Source organism: Formosa sejongensis, from assembly GCF_033447105.1.
Classification (GTDB): domain Bacteria; phylum Bacteroidota; class Bacteroidia; order Flavobacteriales; family Flavobacteriaceae; genus Formosa.
On sequence record NZ_JAWQUN010000021.1, the window covers coordinates 41,053 to 58,449 of the forward strand.

Annotated in this window: 9 protein-coding genes; all 9 read left to right on the forward strand. The window is 34.5% G+C overall.

Translation table 11 applies throughout. From position 1 onward, the window contains the following. The first annotated feature begins 368 nt into the window (after positions 1-368). A complete protein-coding gene (locus R6X41_RS15830; RefSeq protein ID WP_318501324.1) occupies positions 369-2,213 on the forward strand; it encodes a sulfatase-like hydrolase/transferase in 1,845 nt (614 codons plus the stop codon). Between the two features lie 39 nt (positions 2,214-2,252). Continuing rightward, positions 2,253-3,896 (forward strand): glycoside hydrolase family 172 protein, encoded by a 1,644-nt coding sequence (locus R6X41_RS15835; protein WP_318501325.1) that lies wholly within the window; start codon positions 2,253-2,255, stop codon positions 3,894-3,896. A 285-nt stretch (positions 3,897-4,181) separates the two neighbouring features. Next, a complete protein-coding gene (locus R6X41_RS15840) occupies positions 4,182-8,195 on the forward strand; it encodes a hybrid sensor histidine kinase/response regulator transcription factor (protein WP_318501326.1) in 4,014 nt (1,337 codons plus the stop codon). A gap of 118 nt (positions 8,196-8,313) precedes the next feature. Continuing rightward, complete coding sequence (locus tag R6X41_RS15845) at positions 8,314-10,956, forward strand: glycoside hydrolase family 31 protein (protein WP_318501327.1); 2,643 nt, start codon at positions 8,314-8,316, stop codon at positions 10,954-10,956. Positions 10,957-11,078: 122 nt separating this feature from the next. Beyond that, positions 11,079-11,585 (forward strand): fibronectin type III-like domain-contianing protein, encoded by a 507-nt coding sequence (locus R6X41_RS15850; RefSeq protein WP_318501328.1) that lies wholly within the window; start codon positions 11,079-11,081, stop codon positions 11,583-11,585. Positions 11,586-11,650: 65 nt separating this feature from the next. Further along, a complete protein-coding gene (locus R6X41_RS15855) occupies positions 11,651-13,027 on the forward strand; it encodes a 3-keto-disaccharide hydrolase (protein ID WP_318501329.1) in 1,377 nt (458 codons plus the stop codon). A gap of 264 nt (positions 13,028-13,291) precedes the next feature. Further along, positions 13,292-14,683 carry a hypothetical protein gene (locus R6X41_RS15860; protein WP_318501330.1) on the forward strand — a complete coding sequence of 464 codons (1,392 nt, stop codon included), beginning with the start codon at positions 13,292-13,294 and terminating at the stop codon, positions 14,681-14,683. 76 nt (positions 14,684-14,759) lie between these two features. Further along, positions 14,760-16,169 carry a right-handed parallel beta-helix repeat-containing protein gene (locus R6X41_RS15865; protein WP_318501331.1) on the forward strand — a complete coding sequence of 470 codons (1,410 nt, stop codon included), beginning with the start codon at positions 14,760-14,762 and terminating at the stop codon, positions 16,167-16,169. 466 nt (positions 16,170-16,635) lie between these two features. Continuing rightward, a complete protein-coding gene (locus R6X41_RS15870) occupies positions 16,636-17,394 on the forward strand; it encodes a hypothetical protein (protein ID WP_318501332.1) in 759 nt (252 codons plus the stop codon). The last annotated feature ends 3 nt before the right edge of the window (positions 17,395-17,397 follow it).

Below are 17,397 nucleotides of genomic sequence, written 5' to 3' on the forward strand. Positions count from 1 at the left end.
ATTTTAATAATTAAACTCATTAAAGCGAGTTCCTGAAATTTAGGATACAAGCATAACATTTAGATAGGGTGGATGCAGCCTAGATTTTTTAGTTTCGTTTTTCATCAATGGAAAAAATGAAAAGAATGTACAACATAGAGTTTAGAACATTATTTCTGATTAATTCATAATATAATCATAGCGTTCTTTCTATACACCTTAAAAACAACATAAGTTATACACTCTGAATCATGGTTTATAAAGAAAGTTAAGACTAATGGTTAACATTGTATAGATAAACCCTTACGAGCTTGCCAGCGATTTAAATAATTTAAATCTATGTTATTATTTGCGTGTTAGTTTGGTGTAAATTATTGAAAAAACATTTTATGAAACGACGCGTTTGGACATTGAGCCTATTAGTTAGTATAGCACTTACACTTGGGGCTTGTAAACAACAAAATACAGAATCCCAATCAGTAAAAACAGAAAAGCGCCCTAATGTGATTTTTGTTATGCCAGACGATATTAGCCACAGTGCGTTTTCGTATTACAAAGGCAATGGGCCACAAACACCCAATATAGATGCGTTTGCAAAGGGATCGGTAAGATTAGCAGATTTTCATGTATCCCCAAGTTGCTCACCTACACGAGGGGCTTTACTTACCGGACGACCTAGTGATGTTGTTGGAGTGTGGCACACCATTAACGGACGTAATATGTTGCGTGCCGATGAAATTACCATGGCCGATATTTTTAAAGCTAACGGCTATGCCACAGGTTTGTTTTTTAAATGGCATTTGGGAGACAATTATCCATTCCGTCCTAAAGACAGAGGCTTCGAAGAGGTGGCTTGGGTTAAAGGTGGTGGTACCGGACAGCAACCCGATTATTGGGGAAATACCAATAATAGCGCTCAAGTTTGGGTAAACGATTCTCTAGTCGAAATGACCGATGAAGACGATGGTATTGAAGGTGCATTTACCACGAACTTTTTCATGAATCGCGCTATGGATTTTATGGACGATAATATTAAAAAAGACAAACCTTTCTTTGCTTATATTCCTCTTGGAACAGCTCATGCGCCACATGTGTTGCCGCCAGATGCTCGTGAAGGTGTCGGTGCTAAAAAAGGAACTATTGAAAATATAGACAAGAACTTCGGACGATTGCTAAAGTTTTTAGATGATAAAGGCATTGCAGATAATACGATACTTGTGTTTACAACAGATAATGGTGATGGCGGTTATTTAAGAGGTGGAAAAGGTTCTAATTATGATGGAGGAACAAGAGTGCCCTGTTTTGTAAGATGGAAAGATGGAAATCTTGGAGGTGAAGGCTTAGGAAGAGAAGTAGAAGCTTTAACAGCGCATATAGATTGGTTGCCGACGTTTATGGATATTTTAGATTTAGAGGATGTTGAAAATAGACCTGAAAAATTAAAAATACGCGGACGTAGCTTTAAACCCTTTTTAGATACTGATTCTTCAAACAATCCAGAGGATTACAAAAAAAGAGCAGTCACTATTAACGATATGTGGACGGAATTTCCGCAGAAGTATAAAAAACTATCAGTTAAAAAAGATGATTGGAATGGCGATGTTATAGAGCATAAATGGCGTTTGGTAAGAACAGATAGTGTGTCTGATTGGGAATTATATGATGTGCTTGTAGATATGAAACAAGAACATGATATTATTTCAGATTCAGAAAACGACGCTGTAGTTGCAGAGTTAAAACAAGAATATGAAGACTGGTGGAAGTTGGTAGACGAACGTTCAAGTGAATATACACGTATTATGCTTGGTCATCCAGAAGAACCTCAATCACATTTATTGGCACACGATTTTCACGGGACTGTAATTTGGGATCAAGAGAGTGTGAAAAAAGGAGTAACAGGAAGTGGTTTTATAGCTGTAGAATTTGATAAATCGGGGACTTACAATTTCGATTTACGTCGTTGGCCAAAAGAGATAGAAAATGAAACGACAATCACAGCTGCTGGTCCTGGAAAAGCACTAGATATTACCCAAGCCCGTATAAAAATATGGAATGGAGATGACGTTTATGTCGATGAAACTAAAGCTGTTAATCCAGAAGCAGATGGCGTAAACTTTAGTATTAAAGATTTGCCTAAAGGTCCTGCATTTATTCAAACTTGGTTTTTAAATGCCGCTGGAGACATGGAAGGCGCTGTGTATTATAATTATGTAGAATTGGAGCAAGATAACTAATTGTTAGCAAGTAAAATGTGTCTTTATATGGGTGATAATATGAAATCAATTTTAAGTGCTCTTTTTTTTGTGTTCACACTTTTAGCATCTGCTCAAAATGTAGAGAAAATAACCCTTGAATCCTTATTGAAAGAAATGGTGGATAGGGATGCTGTAGCACGTTTTCCAAGAGATAATTTTAGGTTAAAACAAGAAAGTAGTTATAACAGAGCGTCTAAAACACCTAATGATACCGTGGGATGGTTTAATAATCATGATTATAATGATAATGACAACGACCATAATTTTATTAGAACAGAAGAAAAAAACGGACAGAAAGAATGGGTGTTAATGGATCATGTAGGTCCAGGTGCCTTAGTCCGTACTTGGATGCCTTTTTTAAGTGCAGACAAACCGAATACCGATATTGAAATAAAAATTTATTTAGATGGAAATACCGAGCCTGTTTTGCAAGGAAATATGTTAGGATTGCTTGATGGAACTGGAGAAATTCCGTTCCCATTTGCACATCAATCACTACGTTCTGCAGTTTCATTTTTTCCAATTCCCTATGCTAAAAGTTGTAAAATAACAACAACACAAAGACCTTTCTTCTATGTTTTTACATACAGGTCTTATGATGATTATACACCTGTTAAAACATTTACAAAAGACGATTTTAATAAAACCATGCCTTTAACCCAGAAAATCGGGAAATTATTGTTAGAACCTAATAGTAAAGTTGAAGGAACACAAGTTGCATTCACAGCTAAATTAGGTTCAAAAAAAGAAAAATCTTTAGAACTTCCAGAAGGAAATGCTGTAATTAGAGCGTTGAGTATAAAGTTAAAAGATTATAAAAACTTAGAGGTAACTCGTTCTGTTGTTTTAAAAATTGAATTTGATGGCGAGCAAACCGTTTGGACTCCTATTGGTGATTTTTTTGGTAGTGGTATCGGTTTAAATCCACATCAAGGCTGGCATATAGCTGTAAGCGAAGATGGTACTATGACCTCTAGATGGCCAATGCCTTATCAAAAATCAGGAAAGATAACTGTAGTTAATTTAGGAAAAAAAGCAGTCCAGGTTGATTTAAAAGCAACTGTGGGAAATTGGAATTGGGATAGCGAAAGTATGTATTTTAATGCCGCATGGCGAGGTCAATACCCAGTAGCAACACGGCCCTATTCAGATTGGAATTATGTGATACTTAAAGGAAGAGGGGTTTATGTAGGCGATGCTTTAACTGTTATGAATCCTGTTGCGAGATGGTGGGGTGAAGGTGATGAAAAAATATGGGTAGATGGCGAAGATTTTCCATCTATTTTCGGAACTGGAACAGAAGATTATTATGGCTATTCTTGGGGAGGTAAAAGCAATGATTTTTATGAACACCCTTTTCATGCACAACCTCGTTCTTATGTGTATAATAAAGTAAATATTAAAACCACAGAGGAAAAAAACGCAAGCAAAAAAAACACTTTAGGTTATAGTACCGAATTAAGAACCCGATCTTTAGATATTATGCCATTTAGCAAATCCTTACAACTAGATATGGAAGTTTGGAGTTGGACAGATTGCGAAATGGGCTATGGTGTTGGTGTATATTGGTATGGCGACAAACAAACCACATCGAACAGAGTTCCTGATGAAAAAGAAGCTTTAAATGTACCACCTTTACCAACTGGGTTTCCAAAACAATAAATAAAATTATAATTTACAGTACTTCTGAGAAAGGTTGAAAAAAGACTAGTGATAATCATAAAATTTAAATAGGCATAGCTTGGTTTTACCCTAGTATTTTGCGACTTATTTCGGATGCGTATAGAACAGAGTAAAGCCAAAACTTATTTCATGTAAAATTTATTTCATGAGATAGATTAGCTATATAGCGTAAAATTCAATTTTTTAATAGTTTTAATTTTATAAAGAATATTAGCTGTAATTGTAAATAATATAATAATAGTGGAAGTGAAAATGTATAATAAAATGAAAAAATCATGTTTACTTATCACTATTATATTCTTTACTTGGTTTCCAATTCGTGCTCAAAATTTAATCGTTGAACATCTCACAACAAAGGATGGATTAGTCTCAAATATGGTGCATACCATGCTGCAAGATTCCGATGGTTTTATGTGGTTTGGGACGGAAGATGGATTATGTCGCTATGATGGGTATTCATTTTTAAATTTTTTATATGCTCCAACGAATCCGCACTCCTTAAGTAATAACTTAATACTTGCCCTTGCAGAAGATAAGCATAAGCAGTTATGGATTGGAACACATAAAGGCTTGAATAAAATTGATTTAGAGACGTATAAAATTACCAGGTTTAATGACGTTTTTAAGGACGAATTCGGAACTTTTACCATTCAATTTTTATATGTAGATAATAACACCTTATGGATAGCAACCGATAATTCGGGTTTGTATACTTTAGATATTAATACAAATAAAGTGTCTAATTATAGACATATTAGTGGCGATAAAAATACATTACGTTCAAATGTTATAAATGGCATGTTAAAAGATCCGAAAAGAGGATTGTTAGTTGCAACGAGTAAAGGACTTGATGTTTTCGATGAAAAAACGTCAACATTTAAGTCACTTATAAAAGATGTCAATGTGGATAATTTGCATTTACAGGCAAACGGAGATGTACTCGTAGGTTCATTTTCGGAAGCCAATTATTATTTAAAATTAAAAGACCACTTCAAAGTTGAAAAGATAAAATTACCATTTAAATTTTCAGATAAATTAGTATCCCCTTTTTCAGATTCAGAAGGAAATAGCTGGGTTTCGGTAAGGGACTATGGATTAATTTATACCTCATCAGCAAATAATACGACACATAGATTACTCTATGATAAAAATAATCCAACAGGTATTAATAGTAATACAATTACCAGTTTTTATGAAGATTCTTTTGGTAATATTTGGTTGAGCTCTTATGATGCGGGAGTAGATGTTATTGTGAAAAAGAGGAAGCCTTTTGTGCATGTAAAAGATAATAATGCGCCAAATGGACTACTTAATAATAGAGTTAGAGCCTTATATCAAGACTCAGAACAAGATATTTGGATAGGAACAAAAGCGAATGGTACATTAAGTAAATTTAATAGAGATAGTCTCAGTTTTCAGCATTTTAAACCAAACCCACAAGATGATTTAGGTTTAAGCAACGATTATATTTTGTCTATAACAGAAGATAAACCGGGCTTTTTATGGGTAGGAACGTTAAATGGTCTAAACTTATTTGATAAAGCAACCGGTGAATTTACTGTCTTTAAACATAAAGATGATGATGTAAATTCTATAGCATCAAATAGCATATATGCCTTATTAAAAGATCAGGATAATTTATATATTGGTAATGTAGGCGAGGGGCTCGATGTGTATAATGAGACATTAAACACCTTTACACATTTTAGGAATACTGGCGGAGCAAATCAGATCTCAGACAATAGAATTAAAGTAATTTACAAAGACAAAAAAGATGATATCTGGATTGGTACTGTAAATGGCTTAAATTTATTTCATAAAAATACTGGAACTTTTACACACTTTTTGCACGACAATTTAGACGATAAAAGTATTTCAGAAAATTATATTTTGAGTATTTACGAGGACAAAAAGAACAATTTTTGGATAGGGACTTCTACAGGGATTAATTTAATGAATACGGAAACGAATACGTTTCAAGTGTTTACCACCGAAGATGGACTGGCAGGAAATTCTGTACGTGGGATTTTAGAGGATGACGAAGGGAATTTGTGGCTAAGCACCAATAACGGACTCTCTAAATTTAATCCAGAAACTAAAACGTTTAAGAATTACAATGAATATGATGGCTTGCAAAGTAATGAGTTTTCATCGTTTGTATATTGTAAAACATCTGATGGCGAACTGTTATTTGGAGGGAATAATGGGTTCACTATTTTTAATCCAAATCAGATCGAGGATAATAAAATTATTCCTGAAATCGTATTAACAAATTTTAAGTTGTTTAATACCGAAGTTCAAGTAAATACGACGCATTCTCCCTTAACAAAGCATATCAGTAAGACCGAAAATTTGGTGCTTAATCACGATCAGTCTATGCTTAGTTTTGAATTTGTAGCATTAAATTATACCACTCCAGAAAATAATGAATATGCCTATAAAATGGAAGGTTTCGATGCCGACTGGAATTATATCGGACATAAACGTGAGGCCAGTTATACCAATTTAGATCCAGGTGATTATGTGTTTAGAGTAAAAGCATCTAATAACGATGGTTTATGGAATGAAACAGGAACGTCTTTAAAAATCACAATATTACCACCGTTTTGGAAATCGTGGTGGGCATATATGTGTTATGGATTAATATTAACGGCTTTGGTATTCTTGGCAAGACGTCAAGTTGTTAAAAGAAATAACGCAAAAAGAGCTCATGACATAGACGCTATGAAAATAAAATTCTTCGCGAATATAAGTCACGAATTTAGAACGCCATTAACATTAATATTATCGCCTTTAGATAAATTATTAAAAACAAATACGAATCCAGAACAAGAACCACAATTGCGTTTAATGTCTCGACATGGCAAAAGATTATTAAACTTAGTAAATCAATTATTAGATTTTCAGAAAATAGATTCAGGGGAATTAAAATTAAAAAAAGAAGCAGGAGATATCGTTGCTTTTACTAAAGAGTTATCCTTTTTATTTGTCTCCCTTTTTAATGAAAAACATATTCAATTTCAATTTAAAACAGATATAGAGGCGTGTGAAACCCTGTTTGATCATGATAAAATGGAAAAGATCATTTTCAATTTATTATCAAATGCCTTTAAATTTACTGCTGAAAACGGACATGTTTCAATAAAAACCAGCAAGGATAAAAATAATAATTTTCAAATTGAAGTTTCAGACGATGGTATTGGTATGCCTTCAACGGAATTGGATAAGATATTTAAACGATTTTATCAATTAGATAATGGCAACAGTATAGGAGGTCACGGAAGTGGGATTGGTTTAGAATTGGTAAAGGAATATGTAGAGTTACACGGCGGAAAAATTTCGGTACAAAGTACAATGGGAGTCGGGTCTTGTTTTGTTATTCAAATACCTTTAGTAGCTATTAAAAATGAAATAGAAAAACGTCCAGTTAAAACACATATTAAAGACATTGTAATACATGAAGAAACAGAATCACACCAAGAGGTAAAACACACGAACAAAACGCCTTTGGTTTTATTGGTTGAAGACCATACGGATCTGAGAGCCTTTTTAAAAACAAGTTTAGAAGTGTATTTTAAAGTCATAGAAGCTTCAGACGGAGTAGAAGGACTTGAGCAAGCTCAAAGTCATGTGCCAGATATCATTATAAGTGATGTTATGATGCCTAAAATGGATGGAAATGAGTTTTGTTTAAAAGTAAAAACGAATCAATTGACGTCTCATATTCCTGTAATATTATTAACCGCTCAAACGTCCGAAGACTATAAAGTTATAGGATTTAATAACGGGGCAGACCAGTATGTAACGAAACCTTTTAGTATAGACGTGTTGAAGTCTAGAATACATGGTTTGCTTGCACAAAGACGTGCTTTACAAGACGTGTTTAGCAAAAAGTTAGATATTAATCCTTCAGAAATAACGGTAACCACTATAGACGAACAATTAATTAAAAAAGCATTGGAAATCGTAGAGGAAAATATGAGTGATTCTAATTTTTCTGTAGATGATTTAAGTCAGGCTTTAGAGATGAGTCGAGGTCATTTGTATCGGAAAATAAATTCAATAACAGGAAATTCCCCATCAGAGTTTATTAAAAGTATGCGTTTAAAACGTGCTGTACAATTGCTTAAAATGAATAAATTAACCGTGTCTGAAATAGCCTATAAAGTAGGATTCTCTAATCCGAAATATTTTTCTAAATGTTTTAAAGCAGAATTTAATATTCTTCCATCACAATTTGCTAAGACGCATAAAAATGATTCAGGTACAGGGGTGTAAAGTTATATATGGTACAAAAAAACCTCTGTTTTGTTACCTGCTTTACCCCATAAATAGATTTCTTTTACTCTGTTTTACTGCAGAGATTGCTAAATTTACTTAGCAAAAATTGAAATTTATGATACATTCCAAACAAGGTAAGATGATGTGTTTATTTCTATTAACTATTATAGTTTTTAGTTGTAATTCTAAATACAAATATGAAGTAGAAAAAAATGCAAATGGTGTTTCCGTCAATCAAGATAGTACGCTTATTACGATCGACGTTGTAAATGCATCTATTATACATGTAAAAAAAATAAAGTCAGGGAGTGAAGTTTCTACCATTCCAGATTATGTAACGGTTTTAGAGCCTCAAGATGTGACTTGGGAGCTTATAGAAACTGAAAATATGTTAACAATACGTACCGATTCGTTAACTGTAACCTTAGATGGCGATGGGATTATAAAATATCAAACCTTAAATAAAAAAGATTTGCTTTCAGAAACTAATGAATTCACATTTATTGATGTGGATCCAGAAGCAGAACATACCGTTTCTCAGGGATTCGTCGCGGGAGATGAAGGTTTGTATGGATTAGGGCAGTACCAAAGTGGTATTATGAATTGGAAGAATGTCCCAATGCGTTTACAACAGTACAATCAAGAAATAGCGATTCCGTTTTTGTTGTCAACTAAGGGATATGGTATTTATTGGCATAATTACAGTCTTACAGATTTTAACTTACCTCAGAATGAAATACAATTTGATACAACTGTCGAAGACATTGAAACAGAAGTCGTAGAGCAAGCGGTGGTTCCTGAAGGTGGTGAAAAAGAAAATGTAGCACTGTATGCCGCAAAAGAAGCAAAAGAGAAAAACATTCGGACAACAACGTTTACGCCAACGCAGACAGGAGAATATACATTCTTAGCGTTTAGTAGTCCGGATGGTCGTATGCGAGGAGAAATTAGTGTAAAAATAAATGGCGATGCTATTATTAATTATTCAACCATATGGATGCCAAGACGCTATTCAGGAAAAAAACATTTAGAAGCAGGAAAAACGTACGAGGTGGTATTCCAAAATACAGGAGCAAAAATTCCAGGAGAATTGTTTTATAACGAACCAGATTTTAATAAAACCGTGTTTTCTAGTACCAAAGGACATGCTATAGATTATTATTTAATAGCTGGAGAAAACCCAGAGGCTGTAATTTCAGAATATCAGAACTTAACAGGAAAAGCACCAATGTTTGCTAAAAGCGCTTATGGGTTTTGGCAATGTCGCGAACGTTACCACAATCAAGAAGAATTATTAGCGAATGCACGTGAAATGCGTGAAAAAGAAATTCCGTTTGACAATATTGTACAAGATTGGTTTTATTGGCCAGAAGGAACAAAAGGACCAGAATGGGATCCTGCGAAATATCCAAATCCAGATGCTATGGTCGACGAATTAACAAGTTTAAACCTGAACTTAATGGTGTCTGTATGGCCGGAAGTAAAGAATAAAGCTTTAGAAGAAAAGTATGGTCTTACAAAAATAGAAAGTAGTAATTATGTCGATATCTATGACGAAAAAGTAAGTGAGCAATTTTATCGTATGTTAAGTGATTCTATGTTTCATAAAGGCGTAAAATCTATTTGGTTAGATGGCACTGAACCAGAAGGGGTAATTAATACTAAAGTAAACACAGCAGTAGGACCTTACGAAAGTGTTCAAAATCCATATTCGCTTTTAGTGACTAAGGCGATGTACGAAGGAAGACGAAATGAGTTTCCAGAAGAGCGTGTGTTTAACTTAACGCGTTCTGCTTATGCTGGTCAGCAACGTTATGGCGCAACCTCTTGGTCTGGAGATGTTGAAGCTTCTTGGGAGCAGTTTGAAGAGCAAATTGCTGCAGGTTTAAACTTTACTATGGCTGGTGTGCCGTATTGGACGCATGATATTGGAGGATTCTTTAGAGATTCAAACTCTTTAAATCCTGAGTTCGATAGTCAATATACCAATCCCGAATTTATTGAGTTGTTAACGCGTTGGTTTCAATTTGGAACATTTAGTCCAATCTTTAGAATCCATGGCTATGTATCGGAAACAGAAATTTGGAGATATGATGATGCCTTCGAAAGTACAGCACGTAAGTTTATCGATTTACGTTACCAACTTATGCCATATATCTATTCGCAAGCATGGCAAATTACAACCAACAGTAAACAGCTTATGAGTCCGTTGGTGTATTTCTACCCAGAAGATAAAAAGACTTGGGATATTAAAGACCAATTATTTTTTGGAGAGTCGATAATGGTTGGTTTTGTAACCGAATATCAAAGCCGAGACATGGACATGTATTTCCCAAAAGGGCAATGGTACAACTATTGGACAAACGAAATCATTGAAGGTGGTAAGGAAATTTCCGTAAAAGCAGATTTAGATGAAACACCTCTATTTGTAAAGGCAGGAAGCATCATTCCAATCGGACCAAAAGTGCAATACGCAACAGAGGAATCAGACGAACCTTTACGTCTAAAAATCTATCCAGGAAAAGATGCAACATATACCTTATATATGGATGATAATGCATCTTACGATTATGAAAACGGAACCTATTCAGAAGTGAAATTTAGCTATTCAGAAGCCAATAAAACACTGGATATTGTTAAAGGAGATGGCGCGTATTTAGATTTTTCTAAAACACCGATAGATTTAGTTGTTGAAATGGTTGGAGGAAAAAATCAGAACGTTACTTTTAATGGTTCAGATGTAGTTGTGAAGTTGTAATGTTTATTAAAAAGTGAAACTCTGAACTTGGTTCAGAGTCTCACTTTTTGAATCTCAGATTTTAATAATAATGAGATGCTGAAACGTGTTCAGTCTGACGGTTAAATATCTATTATAAATCTGTGGATCAATTACCGGATTTTGAAAATTACGATATGGAAGGGCGTACATATAGATATTTTGAGGGTGAACCTTTATATCCGTTTGGTTATGGATTAAGTTATAGCAGTTTTGATTATAAAAATCTTCAATTGCCTAAAAAAATAAAAATGAATGAATCTGTAAAAGTGTCTGTTGAGGTTCGTAATTCTGGATCTCGAGATGGAGATGAAGTTGTTCAGTTGTATGTTACAGACGAGAAAGGATCTACGCCTCGTCCCATTCGTCAATTAGAAGGATTTGAACGTCTGCATTTAAAAGCAGGAGAAACCAAAACGGTAGAATTTACTATTGCCCCACGTCAGATATCCATGATTAATAAAAAAGGTGTCAGAGTTATGGAACCCGGATGGTTTACGGTTTCAGTAGGAGGAAAGCAACCCGGATTTAAAGGAGACTCTGATGCCTATACAACGAAAACGGTGGAATCTAAATTTCAATTAGAGGGAAAAGTGACTCAAATAAAATAATAAATAGTATAGTATTTCAATAGCACTTTAAACAAACTGATAAACTAAATAGCCAAAAACCACAGATGAAACATAGTAAAATTATCTTTTTATTGACTTTAATACTTGCGGGTATCAATACCTCATTTGGTCAAATTAAACTCAAGTCATTACAAGATTTTAATCAGCCTACGGGAGATTGGTTTCTTGCAAAAACTGTAGAAGTAGATTCCTTAAACACTAAATTATTTAAATATGAAACAGGAGATGCTGCTTTTGTAAATGGAGCTACAGGTAAAACAGCACATTTAGAAACTAAGGCCTCTTTTGGAGATATGGAATTGCATATAGAGTTTTTACTACCTGAAGGTTCAAATTCAGGTATCTATTTTCAAAGCAGATATGAAATACAAGTATTTGATAGTTATGGAAAAGAAGATTTAGAATATTCAGATTGTGGTGCCATTTATCAACGTTGGGACGAGAGTAAACCAAAAAATGAAAAAGGCTATGAAGGCATTCCGCCTAGAGTAAATGCAACTTTACCTTTAGGAGAATGGCAGACTTACGATATTATTTTTAGAGCACCTAGATTCGATGAAAATGGTAATAAAATCAAAAATGCCATGTTCGAGAAAGTGATTTTAAATGGCACTGTAATTCATGAAAATAAAGAAGTTACCGGAGCGACTCGCGAAGGTATAGAAAGCGAAGAGGTTGCACTTGCGCCATTAAGATTACAAGGCGATCATGGTCGTGTAGCTTATAAAAACATTCTTATTAGAACTTTAGATGATATACGAGTGTCTAAAAAAGGGGAATGGGTAGATCTTTTTGTGAACTCAGAAAAGTCTGGTCCAAATTATGATTTTATTGTTCATGGCGATGCGACTGTAGAAGAAGCAAATGCCATGTTCGAATATAAAGATCAGGAACTAAAAGCAATGTATAAATGGACAGAAACTGCAGCCCCTTATGGAGTTGCTGTTACCAAAAAAGAATACAGTACTTACGATTTAAAATTTGAATTTAAATGGGGAGAACGACGTTTTGCGCCACGCTTAGATGAAATAAGAGATGCAGGTTTATTATACCATTGTCAAGTTGGAACGTATGCCTGGCCACCGAGTTTAGAGTACCAAATTCAAGAAGGTGATACGGGAGATTTGTGGAATATTTTAGGCTGCCATAGTGATGTGTTAAAAGAAGGAGAAATCATTAAAATTGAAAATCATGATTATAGTAGATCTAAAAAGTGGACCAATGTAGAAAAACCAGCATGGAACCAAGTGCTAGTAGAAGTTCGAGGAGATTCAGCAAAATACTATTTAAATGGTGTTTTAATAAACGAAATTACTAATGCAACTTATGGAGGTTTAGATTTATCCTCTGGATTTATTGCTTTACAAGCAGAGTATGCAGAAGTAATTTATAGACATATTAAAGTAAAAGAATTAGATTAAATACTACCTGTGGGTTCCTTGTTTTTTAGTGGCAAGCAGATTATGATTTCAAAATTATCAAAGTGAAGTTAGAGGTTTTATAAACCTATGGCTTCACTTTTTGGGTTTAGGCATATAATTTATAGGGATTGAACCATAGTTTATATTTAAATGCAAAGGGCTTCAGTATTTTTATCATTCGGAATTAGACCTCATAATCAAAGCTAAATTTATATGACTAAATCAGGTGTCAACTTCAAAATAAATTCAATACTAAAATTTTATATGATATGCCTTTTAGGTGTATTTGTATTTCCAGGTGTAAAGCTACACGCACAAACCATGGTGAATTCTTTAGAAGAATTAAAACCGTATTTGGATGATGATCATGTACATGTAAAAATGAAACCAGGAGTCTATTCCATAACTGCCGAAGATGTTAAAAACGGACTCTACACCAAGGAAACTATAATTAAAAACACGAGTAAAGTCTTGTTGCTTTTTGAAGGGCATAATAGCACCTACGATTTTACTGGAGTGACCATTAATGTCGATACGAAAGTGTTTCAAGCCTTTGGAAAGTTTCAGGTGTACGAGATTCAAATTGTAGGCAATAAAAATGTGTTGAAAAACTTAACGCTAGTCGATGTCGGTTCTGTTAACGACCACCCAACACATAGAGCAAATAATATTGTTATCGATGGTTCTCATAATAGAGTCGTAGGATTTAATGTCACAACTAAAGGTTCTTTTCCGTATGGTTATGGCGATGCGTTTGGGAAGGGCGGGAAATCTGTAATTCCACATAAAAAACACAGTGCATGTTTAGTGCGCGGAGAGTCTAATCATTTAAAAGATTCAAAATTCACACATAGAAGTTACGGGCATTGTATTTTTATGCAAGCGGCGAATAACCCAATTATTGAAGGTTGTGTGGTAGAAGGCGAAATGCGTAAAACCGACGATATACTAAAGGAAACGTCTGGACCCGCTTTCGATGTTGACTTTATGACGGTTTGGGGTTACAAACTTCCAAAAGGCTATATGTTAAGTACAGGAGAAGCAGGTATTCGTGCGTACGATGGTGGAGAAACAATTATAGATGGCAAATTTTATAAACGAGGCACATCGAATGTTACGGTTTTAAATTGCACAGTAAAATATATGAGGACAGGCGTGACTATTGCTCATGCTACAGGAAAAAAACGTGTAGAAGGTTGTGTGGCTATTGGTTGCGAAAATGGATTTTCATTGGGAACTGGCGAATTGGTAAATTGTAAAGCGGATGTGACGCATGGTCCAGCATATGCATCTACGTACGAAAGAGATAAAGGGTATAATGCAGATATTACGCTGATATCCTCTGAAGAACCATATTACAATGGTTCTGGGAATGTGGCGTATATTGGCGGAAGTGAACACAAAATTACAATCCGTGGTTCTAGTCAAGGCGTAGACCAAGGACTGAAAATTCAGGTTGGTGGCGATAAAAATAATATCCGATTATTAAACGGTAATCTTCCTAATCAAAACGACTTTAAAGCTTCAGATTTTGAAATTCATAATTTAACTGAATATCCTCTTATTTTATCAGATAAAAGTTCTGGTGTCACAGGTGAATCGGTTGGAAACATTAAAGATTTAGGGGTTAATAATACGTTGAAGGCTATAAAATAATTTCCATAAAAAAATAAAAACGAAACATTAGTAAAAACAGCGGACACGCTAATCCATACTTAAAAAACAATTCATTATGAAAACATATATTACAACCTTACTAATCGTATTATCCCTTGGATTGTCAGGCCATGCCCAAACGTCTGATACAAAGAAAACGGTTATAGAAGTTAATACGCTTTCCGAATTTAAGACGTATTTAAATCAAGATAATGTTCATGTAAAACTTAAAGCGGGAAATTATCAAATTGATGACGCTGAAAAAATAAGGTTTCTAGAATTCACAGGGCATAATTCATATTACGATTTAAAAGGTGTGCGGTTTATGGTCGATACAAAGTTGTTTAGCCGAACCGATTTAGTTAAAAGTGACGATGGTAATGATATGTATTGTGCGATAGAAATATCAGGAAAACATATTACACTAGAAGGATTGTATATTGAAACGTATGGCGATACACCCGGTCATCAAAGTAAGAACAAAATGTTTAATATCGTTGGAGAATATGTGGTTTTAAAAGATGTAGAGTTGCGAACAGCAGGCTCAAATCCTTGGGGCTATGGCTATTTATATGGTATAAGTGGTGGTAGTAATGTACGTAAAATGAATGGTATTCGCGTTGGCTATCCTGCGAAAAACGTAAAGTTATTAGGTTGTAAAGTCCATATGAGAGCGATGGGACACGGTATATTTTTACAAGGCTCAGTAAACACGCTTATTGAAGGTTGTGAGGTCGATGGCTTACTACGTACTACCGATGCCATGCTTGCAGAAACGTCTGGTTTTGGATTTGATAAGAATTTCTACGCCGCTAAGGGGAATTATATAGAAGGGACTAACGTTGCAGAAGATGGTAAAATATTACCTGGAGAAATCATTTCCCTTAGTGAAGATGGAATACGGATGTATCCAGATTATAAGGGTCATCTAACCAAAAACACAACCGTAAAAAACTGTACGGTAACGCAGATGCGAAGAGGGATTTGCACAGGGTTGAGTACCTCGGGAGACATGGTTATAGATTGTGTGGTACGTGATTGTGTTGCTACTGGCTATAACGTAGGTAACGAAGATGTTTTAATAAATTGCAGCGCAGATGCTAAATATGGAGAAGCCTTTTGTATTGCGTATACCGATGCTAAAAATGCGTCTGTAGACATGACTATTTTAGATAGTAGAGACGGACTAGCAAACAATTTATTGGCTAAAATTAATGGAACAGGACATACAGTAAATATAAGAACAGAAGCTCCAGAATATATTCCAGACACCATGGCTATTAAACTATCTGTTTGGGAAGGTTATGGTAATTTCGATGAAAATGCAAAGATGCACGCTACTGATATTACATTAAATAATCAAACCGATGCAGAAGTTATTACGTTTAACGGAACAACCAATTTAGACGTAAAAAGTGTGGGTGAGGTTCGAGAAGCTACAGCATCAGAAAATGTGATTAATGAAGAAAATCGTACCAAGCGATAAGTTGTAAAAGTATTAATTGGAAGCAGAAATTTTTGAGGATTAAAAGTCAGATTGTATTACTAGAATATCAAAAAAATGAGGTATAAATATAGATTAATAAAACGCGTTCTGTATTTTGATAAAAGTTGTCAATTCGAGTGAATTTTACAAATGAAAATGAGTGAAATTTGTATCGAGAATAGCAGTTTTTTATTTAAAAAGGTTCTCGATACGATTTTTCGAATCTCAAAATCACTCGAATTGAGCTCTCGTGTTTTTAAAATTAAAAAACATTATAGTGTAAGAAAGAACCTTTAAATACAGCTGAAGTCTTCTAAATTTCAGGTTTTCAACGAAAAATAAGCACTAAATACTTAAAAGGGTTTTAAGTTATTAGAATTGAATCATAGTTTATATTCTATTTCAGCTTGAAGTTTTAAACTTGTACTGAGCAACTAAATCAGTACAAGTTTAAAATATAAAGTTTATGAGTTTCCAATTAAGATATCTTTTCTTGTTTTGTTTTTTTATGAGCTCTTATCTTAAAGCATCAAATATCGAGATAAGCAGTTTAAGTGAGTTAGCTAAATATGCTTCCCAAAGTGGAAATACAATCACCATGGCTCCTGGTGTATATAAATTAACTGATATCTTAACACCTGAGGTTCTTCAAGAACGTCGTGCGAATAAACTTTATCAATACATCACTTTCAGTGGAAGCAACAATGTTTTTAATCTTGAAGGCGTGGAAATCGAGTTGGATACCGAAATTCGAACAGTCTTAAACCCACCAATACATTCCGACGAATTTTTAGTAACCGGATCAAATAATTCTTTTCTAGGATTGACTATTAGATGTATTGGACAAGGCACATCACCTGGCGGTACAGTACTTCAGGTTGCTGGTGAAGCAAATATTCTTAAAGACATTACTTTATATGTAAAAGGGGCTTATCCTTATGGATATGGCGATTTGTTTGGAAAAGGAAAGCAAAAAGAAACCACTATAAAGCACAAAAAACACAGCGGACTCTTAGTGACAGGAAACGATACCAAACTATATGGATGTAAAATATATAACCGTTCGTTTGGGCACTGCTTTTTTATACAGCAAAATCCTAAGAATGTGTATTTCGAAGATTGTTATGCCGAAGGAGAAATGCGCTCTACAGATGCTGTTTTAGCAGAAACTTCAGGTCCTGCATTCGATGTGAATTTTAAAACATGGACGCTGAATCGTGAGTGAGAA

What these genes read in the sequence shown, in the direction of transcription:
- R6X41_RS15860 (WP_318501330.1), top strand. Translation starts at nt 13,292, where the DNA reads ATGATATGCCTTTTAGGTGTATTTGTATTTCCAGGTGTAAAGCTACAC.
- R6X41_RS15845 (WP_318501327.1), top strand. Translation starts at nt 8,314, where the DNA reads ATGATACATTCCAAACAAGGTAAGATGATGTGTTTATTTCTATTAACT.
- R6X41_RS15870 (WP_318501332.1), top strand. Translation starts at nt 16,636, where the DNA reads ATGAGTTTCCAATTAAGATATCTTTTCTTGTTTTGTTTTTTTATGAGC.
- R6X41_RS15840 (WP_318501326.1), top strand. Translation starts at nt 4,182, where the DNA reads ATGAAAAAATCATGTTTACTTATCACTATTATATTCTTTACTTGGTTT.
- R6X41_RS15835 (WP_318501325.1), top strand. Translation starts at nt 2,253, where the DNA reads ATGAAATCAATTTTAAGTGCTCTTTTTTTTGTGTTCACACTTTTAGCA.
- R6X41_RS15855 (WP_318501329.1), top strand. Translation starts at nt 11,651, where the DNA reads ATGAAACATAGTAAAATTATCTTTTTATTGACTTTAATACTTGCGGGT.
- R6X41_RS15865 (WP_318501331.1), top strand. Translation starts at nt 14,760, where the DNA reads ATGAAAACATATATTACAACCTTACTAATCGTATTATCCCTTGGATTG.
- R6X41_RS15830 (WP_318501324.1), top strand. Translation starts at nt 369, where the DNA reads ATGAAACGACGCGTTTGGACATTGAGCCTATTAGTTAGTATAGCACTT.